The sequence below is a fragment of the Paenibacillus sp. P4_A9 genome, assembly GCF_056402415.1.
Genome location: NZ_JBFUHL010000180.1, coordinates 1 through 2,253 on the forward strand (window position 1 = coordinate 1; position 2,253 = coordinate 2,253).

At 47.6% G+C, this 2,253-nt stretch carries 3 protein-coding genes; all 3 read right to left on the reverse strand.

Features of this window, described 5'->3' with window-relative positions:
- Positions 1–76 precede the first annotated feature (76 nt).
- Positions 77–298, reverse strand: a complete 222-nt coding sequence (locus AC1DVJ_RS30670; RefSeq protein ID WP_477596670.1) for an S-layer homology domain-containing protein — start codon at positions 296–298, stop codon at positions 77–79.
- Positions 279–407 carry an S-layer homology domain-containing protein gene (locus AC1DVJ_RS30675; protein ID WP_477596672.1) on the reverse strand — a complete coding sequence of 43 codons (129 nt, stop codon included), beginning with the start codon at positions 405–407 and terminating at the stop codon, positions 279–281. The genes AC1DVJ_RS30670 and AC1DVJ_RS30675 overlap by 20 nt, the downstream gene beginning before the upstream one ends.
- Before the next feature lie 3 nt (positions 408–410).
- The coding region (locus AC1DVJ_RS30680; protein WP_477596668.1) for an InlB B-repeat-containing protein at positions 411–2,253 on the reverse strand (1,843 nt) is incomplete at its 5' end.

Sequence of the window (2,253 nt, forward strand, 5' to 3'; positions counted from 1 at the left end):
GGAAATGAGAACAAAAAGATCTCCCCCGTTTGGGGGAGAAAGCGAGTTTTTTCAAATATATTTATATAATAAATGGTTATTTGTTCATTTGTGCCAACATTCTAAGTAGAACCGTGATTGCTTCAGCTCTGGTTGTTTGGGCAGAAGGATCGAATTCGTTGGCTCCTTTGCCTCCTACAATACCAAGCTTCTTCAATTCACTAACCGCGCCTTTAGACCACGCGGGAATGCTACTGTCATCAGAGAAGTCAGTTACAGTTTCTGTATGGAGAACTAGCTTAAGCGCTCTTGCGATCAATCTCGGCGCGAGTAATTTCTGCAGCTGGACGGAATGTACCGTCCTCGTAACCGCCAATAATGCCGGCCTCTACAGCCTTGGCTACTGCACTCTGTGCCCAGTTTGCGATCTTCTATTTGTCGGTAAAAGACAACTCGGCTTCTTTACCTTGCGGCTTCAGCGCATTGATTAGCATGACTGCAAATTCTGCACGTGTCACCGTTTTATCTGGCTTAAATGTTCTGTCGGGATAACCAGATACGATTTGGTCTTTCACGGATTGCTTAATGTTTGCCTCAGCCCAATGTCCGGAGATATCACTAAATTGGAATTCTTTATTATTATCATCTTCAGCATCTTTTGGTTGGTCTAACTTGATTTCCCATTGAGCGAATAGTGACACATTCGCCGTTCCCATCTTAAACGTATCATTATCGGCATAGCTGATGCCACTTCCATCTGCCGCTGTGTTCCAGCCCGCAAACGTGCTGCCCGTTTTCACCAAACTCCCTGCATCCCCAGGTACAGTAACTGATGCATTTTGTACGTATGCGTTACTATCTTTAGGCGCGCTTCCTCCTGTGCTGCCATTCCCATTATAGCTGACTGTGAATGTCGGATTCGCCGTCCACTGCGCGTAGAGCGTAACATTCGTCGTTTCGATCGTTAATTCAGTATCGGCCAAATAGCGAGTTCCTGATCCGTTCGCAGCCGTGTCCCAGCCAATAAACGTCTTGCCTGTGTTCACCAAATCCTCTGTATTTCCAAATACGGTAGCCGTCGCGTTTGACTCGTACGCATTGGTGTCCGTGGGTGCGTTTCCTCCAGTGCTGCCATTTCCGTTATAGGTTACGGTGTACGTCTGGTTCGTCGTCCACTGCGCGTACAGCGTTACATTCGTCGTTTCTAGAAGTAAATCATAGCCTGCATAATAGCTACTTCCACTGCCATCTGCTGTGGTGCTCCAACCAGTAAATGTCATGTCCCCGTTCACTAAACTGCCTGTGATATCTAAAACGGTTGCTATCGCGTTCTGCTCATACTTATGATTATCCATCGGCACGGTTCCACCCGTGCTGCCATTACCGCTATAGCTTACGGTATATGTCGCGTTCTTCGACCACTGCGCGTACAGCGTCATATCCTTCGCTACCATACTAAATATCGTGTTTACATCATAGCTCGTTCCACTTCCATCTGCAGCTGTGTTCCAGCCCTTAAATGTATAGCCCGTTTTCACCAAACTGCCTGTGTTATCTGCTGCCATGCCAATCGCGTCTTGCTCGTACGTATTGGTATCCGTTGGCACGGTTCCTTCTGTGCTGCCATTTCCGTTATATGTTATAGTATGTGTCTGGTTCTTGGTCCATTTCGCGTACAGTGTAACATTCGTTTTACCCATGTTGAATTGGGAACCTTCCTTATAGCTCGTTCCACTGCCATCCGGAGTCGTGTTCCAACCAGCAAATGTGTAACCTGCGTTCTCTAAATTCCAAAGGTTTTCTAATACCGTTACCGATGCGGTTTCCATGTACGAATTGCTATCTTCCGGTAAAGATCCTCCTATGCTGCCATTGCCGTCATAGCTTACATTGTACGTGGGATTCGACGTCCACTGTGCATAGAGCRTCAAATTCTCCGCCCCCATACGAAACTCCACATTCGCTGCGTAGCTTGTTCCGCTGCCATCTGCTGCTGTGTTCCAACCCGTTAACGTATTGCCCGATTTCTCCAATTTCCCTATGTTGCCTGATACCGTTACCGATGCGCTTTGCGCATACGAGTTGTCATCGGTGGGTACGTCTCCACCCGTGCTGCCATTAGCGTTATAGGTTACGGTGTAAGTCGGGTTTGTCGTCCATTGCGCATAGAGCGTTATATCCTCCTTGCCCATGCTGAAAACAGCATTCACTGGGTAGCTTGTACCGCTGCCATCCACCGTTGTGTTCCAGCCTACGAACGTATAGCCTTTATTC